Here is a 6539-nt window from a genome sequence, read left to right as displayed (position 1 = left end):
TGATCTGATCGTAGCTTTAAGCATTAGTTCCCTGATTTAGGAAACAAAGCCGTTTAAGGGTTGAATTATAACTCAAGGAAGACGTTATGCAATTTGCAACATCAAAAGCGACCTATATCATCTTTTTAATATCATTTTCCCCAGTGTTGAATAGTGCTTCAATTTCGCTCAATTGGTTAGGTAAAATCCCAGAGTTCAATATGCCCGAAAATCTGACTATAGATAAGGATGATCTTAAATGGGAAATCGATGGCTTGAAGCTTATCTACCCCCTCAAGGAAAATTTGGAAAGCACTAGAGAACTAAAAATCAACCAAACGAATGATATAGTCACTATCTCCTATCATTTATAAAGAGAAAAAACTTACCAAGCTTAAGATAGATGAAAGATCATTACTTTCTTAGAATTTATTTATTAAAGCACGCCATGTGAGAGTGTGGTGCGCTTACATAACAAAGGGTCCATCTTCCGTAAATATATACTTAATAATGAGCAGTCAGAACAATGTTCTGGGAAGGGGAGTAATGCCTAATAATTTGATATTTAGTCATTAAAATATGAGCGCGACTTAACCTCCGAATTCTACTCATCCAGCACGAAGAATAGGAGCAATTCTTCACCCCAAAGGTGAGTTGAAATGACAAAACGACGTACCAACCTAGAATGGCAAGCATGGTTTGAACAATATGAAAGCAGCAGTATTACCCACGCACTTTTTGAGAACAACATGGACTGAGTTTATCTACGTTCTTCGCAAAGCGGCGTCAACTCCAAATAGCAAACCAGTCTGAGCCTATCGGATTTGTTAGAAACGAAATCGTCGAAAAGACAATTAAGTATCAGGTCCAGATAGCAACGGTTAACATGACACTTCTCATCAATGATGTGGAGCTGAGTATTCTTAAAGCACCAGAGATTTACCTTTATCGTGAAAGCGTCGATTTTAGAAAGTCCATCAACGGTCTTGCTACGATTTTCGAAAATGACACTGACTTGCTTCTTGGCAGCGGTGCTTGTTTACCAATAAACAGCACGATAAGATTAAAGTGTTGTACTGGGTGAAAACAGGCTTCTCCCTTTGGTATAAACGCCTTGAAAAAGCCAAGGATAAGTGGCCTTCAAATGAAAAAAGTCAGGTGTTTACCCTCACACAATTTGAGCTTGATAGACTGCTTTCAGACTTCACAATTATCGGGCATGAACCCGTGTGCGTCAAAATAAACGATTTTACAATGAGTTAATCGTGAACAAAGCCTTATCCACCAAGCGTTAACGGCACGATTTTAGTATAATAAATGCCATGAAAAGACGCCAAGTATCAACCCAGAAAATCAAAATGTTGCCGAGCTACGAGCAATGGTGAAAGCCCTGATGCTCTCGCAATAGTATCAGGAATCACAATGGTAACAAGAGCGTCAATTGCTGCTTGAACAGCTTAAGCTCGCATTCGCCCGCCAGTTTGCTAAATGCGCGGAGTCGAAAAAGCCTTACGATGAATCATAAGGTGACCTCTTCAACGAAGCGGAATGTGAAGCCATTAAGGAAGAAGAGGTTGAATTGACGACTATCAAAACAGTCGCGAGAGGGCGTGCCCTATTGACTTTTTAGTTGACTACAACGGTTATCTACAAACCGATGGTTACGCTGCTTATGATTGTGTTCATCAAGTCACCAGTATGAGGGGCTTGGTTCATGCTCGGGTAAGTTTATGGATGAGAAAAAGCTTCAAGGTAAAGGTAAGTCGGGCAAGGCCGATAAGGCGTTGGCTAAAATCCCAAAACTCTACGGGATAGAATTACGCAAAAAAGGTGCGCCTACTGAAGAATGAAAAGCAGAGCGTCAAGCGCTTGCCAAGCTGATACTGGATGACCTTTACCAATAGATGACGACCCAGAAAGTGATATGTTCTAGCCCACGAGGCAAAGTGATAAAATACACGCTCGGGCAATAACCTAAGCTCATTCGTTATATCGACGATGGTCACTTATCTATCGATAATAATCGCGCTGAACGCGCAATTAAACTGCTGGCTATTGGAAGAAAAATTGGTTATTCCTTAATGCACCAAACGGCGCTGATGCGAGCGAAATATTTTACAGCATCATCGAGACCGCGAAAGCCAACGGTCTTATCTTCTACGACTACATAGTCAAGTGCATGAAAGAGTTGGCGAAAACAGAGCCTGATATCGACGCACTCCTACCTTGGAACTTCAAACACTAGTTATATCGCCCCATGGGCTCATGGGGCGTTTACATTAAAATGAGAGTAAGGCGTTGATTGAGTACCTCCACCTCCATACTCTAAAATTTAAGAAGTTAAGAAAGCTCGACAATTAACTATAACTTATTAATCCGAATCGGGAGCTTAAATAATGCGACATGAGTATTGTTGGATTGCGTTAAGCTAACGTAAATATCACCACTTTGCTCACCTATAGCTAAAGTGTCAAACTTATCTTTAGGTATGCTCAATCGAAATTGAGGCAATTTTCTGGACTGACAACCTACCGAAGCATTCATTACTTGTGTGCCACAATCGTTCTTGCGATTAGCAATAAAATTAATGGGATAACCGCTAGTTAATTCAAAAACCAAATCTGTCGAGCCCCAACCGTTGTGAATAACAGTTTCTGGGTTTCCGCTAACGGGGATGGTTTGCAATGTTGCTTGCATTGTAAACCCATAATTTGCCAAGTAATTAAAGTAGTCACTGGCTTCGAAATTGTGACTAAGTGAGTCCGAAGTGAATACCATTTCATCAAGTTCAATCATATCGACAACCTTGACAGGTTGCTTTAAATGAATAGCTTCCCCTTCTGTGTAGTCAAGTGAAAACTCATAGGTATAGTAACCCAATATGCGAGGTGTATACGCCACCTCAATGTGACATTCTGTATCGCTATTGCCGGCTAATATCGAGCCACATGTATTAGTATGGACGACGAGGTCTTCTGAATGGGTAATTTTAATACCTGTAGCTGGCGCGATTGACTCATTTTTAAAATAGTATTTAATCAAGTATGTACTATTTAAACCGACTAAAGATGACCCACCCTCTACTCGAGAAGATACTACAACATCGCTCACTACCGCCGAACTTTGAATTTTTACCTCATTTCCTTCCATATAATACAAGGAAGAGGTGAATTGATGCTGACCTTTTTCACTCGCTGTAAACGTACCTGAAATTTCACATTCTTTTCCTGCGGCCAAGGTACTGATGGAACCGCATGTGTTCTTGGTAACATTCACTGGAGCAGTACTAGATAACGTTGTATGAATCATACTTGCGTCATGGAAGTCACTCAAGTTTCGATAGATATAACGAATTGGATATGTACTATTTAGTCCTACATTTTGTGGCAATCCAACCTCTATTGAGCCAACAATAGGAACGGTAACCACTTCACCAGAGAGAACAAATGTTTCTTTTAAATTAGCACCGTAGTTTAAATTACCTACTAACTTTACGGGACCAAGAGTTTCGGAAAAATACTCCCCACTCAGTATACAAGACTCCCCAGCTGGAAGAATGTTGCCATCACAACTGTTAGAAACAATCGTTACACCTTTCGTATGCTCAGATGTAATCGTCAAGGTTTCAGTGTCTACATTACTTGTATTTGTGAAAGTGACATGAAAGGGGTAGCTATGATTTAGAACCATGTTATCTGGAAATCCTTTGTCAACTTGACTGTTTAACGAATGAGCAGAAGCCATAGATAAAGTTGAGTTTGCAATTACTACCGTTCCTTGATCGAACATTAAATAATTCGCATAGAGTTGTATGCCGGGTTTAATTGCAGAAGTGCTTATTGAAAGATGGCAGCTTTCTTCAGACCTAATCGTTGAATCAGTACATGTATTACTTAGAACTTCATAATGTTCTGGATATAAGTGGGCAAAACGTATTCCTGTCGCATCATGGTTTTTATTTGTATTGGTAAAAGTAACAAGGTAGTTATATGGTTCGTTCAATACCATTTGTTGAGGTATATCCTGGTCGACGCTGGCTACAATTGGAGCTTCAACTACATTACTCGTTGTGGTTGCATATGCGGTAACGCCATCATCACTATACACAAGAGCGGCTGCTGTTAACGTGCCAATTTGGTCTGCCAAGACAGACGCAATCATTGAACATGACTCGCCAGGGTTTAGCGATACACTATTACAGCTATTAAACCGAATGTGACTGATGCCTGGGGCCAACAACGATGTCTTTAAGTTAACCACAGGTTCAGAGTTCATATTTTTAAACTGGAACTCTATATTATAATTGTTTTCTATTGCTATGTTTAGAGGTAAGCTAAGTACGGTATTTCCAATTAGAGTATCCTTTTTCGGGACGTTTTCTGTACCCACAACAACAGGTTCCCCTTCGTCATATGTGAGTTCGTACTGAATGCCGTAAGAGTCTGCCCTTGATGGAATATAGTCACCATGTAAATAACACGCTTCTCCACCTTTCAATGTTGAACTACATGTGGTTTTCACATTCGTTAGTGTTTCGGAGTTCGTTGACTTAATTTTAATGTTATTCGCTTGAGCTTGCCCAGTATTAATAAATACGAAACTAATAGGGGACGCTTTGTCTATATCAAATTTTTGAGATAGATTTGTGTGGACATACCCTACGATTGCACTATCGGTAGCATTGGTTTGATTGGTATAGGTTTGATCACCTATTCGTAATGACAATTCACTAAAGCCACTTTTTTCTGGTGTGACTCTAAATGTCACTGTACACAAATGAGTGTCGTCCAAATCTGTGGATAAACAATCAATACTTGAATATTCTACCAACATGTTTTGAGTTTCAAACAGGGTTGTAGTATCTTCAGTAAGCTTTTGTTTCAATAATACAGTAAATGCAACGGGATAAATATCACCTATTACTGTATTTGAAGGTAATTTCGTAACGAAAGCACCATCATTAAAATTACTAATAGGTTGGAAGGCATTATGATTATCACAACCTGTAAGCGTAATTAAAGATAGAGCTCCACAAAAAATCAGTTCAGATTTATACTTTTTAAACATCGACATTTTAATCTTATCAACCTTTTTCTAAAATTAGGAGTGTTGTTATATTTTCGAGAATACTGAAATGTAATATATCTATTCCAGAGAAGCATTATCAGCCACCTTAATTGGGAGCTTTCTTACGATAGATTAGGAGTGATTCCCTCCTTTTCTTGAGAGTTTGTTAAAATTACACTAAGGACAAAATTTGGATTTTCTATCTTAGTTTCTTCTGAATTTCAATTAAATTAGGTAAATCAAATAGTGCACTTTTATAACGTTCCAAAAATTTCTCATAATAGTCTTCTGCTAAGCTAGAATAGTGGGCCTTCTGTTTGTTTCTTATTACATGTTCTTTTTCTTTTTGCACGCTAATGCCATCTTGATAAATTATTTTTTGGATCTTTTTCTTATCTTGATCCCTCAGTTTATAGACTTCAAAATAAATGATTTTCTTTGCTTGATTATTGGTAAAACCGCTTTCAATAAGCAATTTCTTGCTCATGTGGTAAAGGGCATTTTGGAGCTCTTTCATAGTGTTTATCTTCGCTATTAAAATTGGCAAAATCTGAATTTTCACTTAATCACTTTTATAAGTTTGATTAGTGTTTTTTTTGCAACTCGATAATCTCAATGATCGAAGATGAATTGTACTTATCTAAAATTCTAGTTTTGTAAGTACTGATGGTTTTATTGCTTAAAGAGAGTAGTTCAGATATTTTCTTGTTAGAATAACCTTTTGATAGATAGTTAAATACAATAGACTCTCGTTCAGATAGAACTGGAGAACTATTTTTTACATTTAGATTTTGTTTGAAAACAGAGTAACCTCGACTGGTAGTTATGATTGCATCTTTGATTAAAGATAGCTCTTCTTTTTGGGATATATAACCATTAGCTCCAATGTCTTTTGCCATTTGATTAAGGGTAGGGTGCTCATCGGATGATATAAATAGTACTTTCCCTTGAAAGCCTCCTTTTATTAGACGGCGGATGAAGTCTAAGCCACTACCGTCCTTTAGGTTTACATCCAATAAAATTAGCTCTATCGAATCTTTACGGACATATTTAGCTGCATCTTTAATTGAGTCAGTTTGAAGTATAATCGACGCAATTTTGGTATTTTCAAGCATTGTAACTAACGCATTACGTATAATAGGGTGGGTATCTACGATTAGTGTATTCATTGAGTTCATTGTCATCTCTCTTTCATTAATTAAATTGAGAAGTCCGTGCTCATTGATTCCTTACATATAATGTAGGATGATTCTGAATGAATGTGTGGAAATCATACATTCCATTTTGGAAAGGCTTTGATGTGATGGACGCATCTCCCTTCTAGCATTGTTGTACCACACTAAAGGTCCAGCCATTAAAGGTAGGAGTAACAACCATGTCCATTAAAGTTGCGGGTATCGATTTAACCAAGAATTTCTATTGAATATTGACGGAACTATCTGGCTTTGTTTCCTAAATCAGGGAACTAATGCTTAAAGCTACGATCAGATCAT

General features: G+C 37.9%; 5 protein-coding genes and 2 pseudogenes. 4 read left to right on the top strand and 3 right to left on the bottom strand.

Annotated elements, in window-relative coordinates; translation table 11 throughout:
• The first annotated feature begins 86 nt into the window (after positions 1–86).
• The 4 genes and pseudogenes from ACED45_RS23545 to tnpC form a co-directional block, all read left to right on the top strand.
• On the top strand, positions 87–353 hold the full coding sequence (locus ACED45_RS23545; protein WP_136973904.1) for a hypothetical protein: 267 nt from the start codon (positions 87–89) through the stop codon (positions 351–353).
• Positions 354–638: 285 nt separating this feature from the next.
• Positions 639–925: pseudogene (tnpA, locus tag ACED45_RS23540) on the top strand (IS66 family insertion sequence element accessory protein TnpA); the annotation flags it as partial.
• A 122-nt stretch (positions 926–1047) separates the two neighbouring features.
• The gene (tnpB, locus tag ACED45_RS23535) at positions 1048–1242 is read left to right on the top strand and encodes an IS66 family insertion sequence element accessory protein TnpB (protein WP_371715159.1); all 195 of its coding nucleotides are present in this window, start codon (positions 1048–1050) and stop codon (positions 1240–1242) included.
• 321 nt (positions 1243–1563) lie between these two features.
• A pseudogene (gene tnpC / locus ACED45_RS23530) lies at positions 1564–2224 on the top strand (IS66 family transposase); the annotation flags it as partial.
• A gap of 116 nt (positions 2225–2340) precedes the next feature.
• Here tnpC and ACED45_RS23525 read toward each other — a convergent pair.
• The 3 genes from ACED45_RS23525 to ACED45_RS23515 form a co-directional block, all read right to left on the bottom strand.
• On the bottom strand, positions 2341–5052 hold the full coding sequence (locus ACED45_RS23525) for a hypothetical protein (protein ID WP_371715158.1): 2712 nt from the start codon (positions 5050–5052) through the stop codon (positions 2341–2343).
• Between the two features lie 193 nt (positions 5053–5245).
• Positions 5246–5608: a hypothetical protein gene (locus ACED45_RS23520; protein ID WP_371715157.1), complete on the bottom strand. Its 363-nt coding sequence runs from the start codon at positions 5606–5608 to the stop codon at positions 5246–5248.
• A 22-nt stretch (positions 5609–5630) separates the two neighbouring features.
• Complete coding sequence (locus tag ACED45_RS23515) at positions 5631–6224, bottom strand: response regulator transcription factor (RefSeq protein ID WP_170962835.1); 594 nt, start codon at positions 6222–6224, stop codon at positions 5631–5633.
• Positions 6225–6539: the final 315 nt, after the last annotated feature.

This window comes from Vibrio crassostreae (assembly GCF_041439375.1).
GTDB classification, from domain to species: Bacteria; Pseudomonadota; Gammaproteobacteria; order Enterobacterales; family Vibrionaceae; genus Vibrio; species Vibrio crassostreae_D.
This window is presented reverse-complemented; position numbering and strand designations above follow the sequence as displayed.

Coding starts and splice junctions, on each gene's coding strand:
- ACED45_RS23525 (WP_371715158.1), bottom strand. CDS start 5,052: ATGTCGATGTTTAAAAAGTATAAATCTGAACTGATTTTTTGTGGAGCT.
- ACED45_RS23515 (WP_170962835.1), bottom strand. CDS start 6,224: ATGAACTCAATGAATACACTAATCGTAGATACCCACCCTATTATACGT.
- ACED45_RS23545 (WP_136973904.1), top strand. CDS start 87: ATGCAATTTGCAACATCAAAAGCGACCTATATCATCTTTTTAATATCA.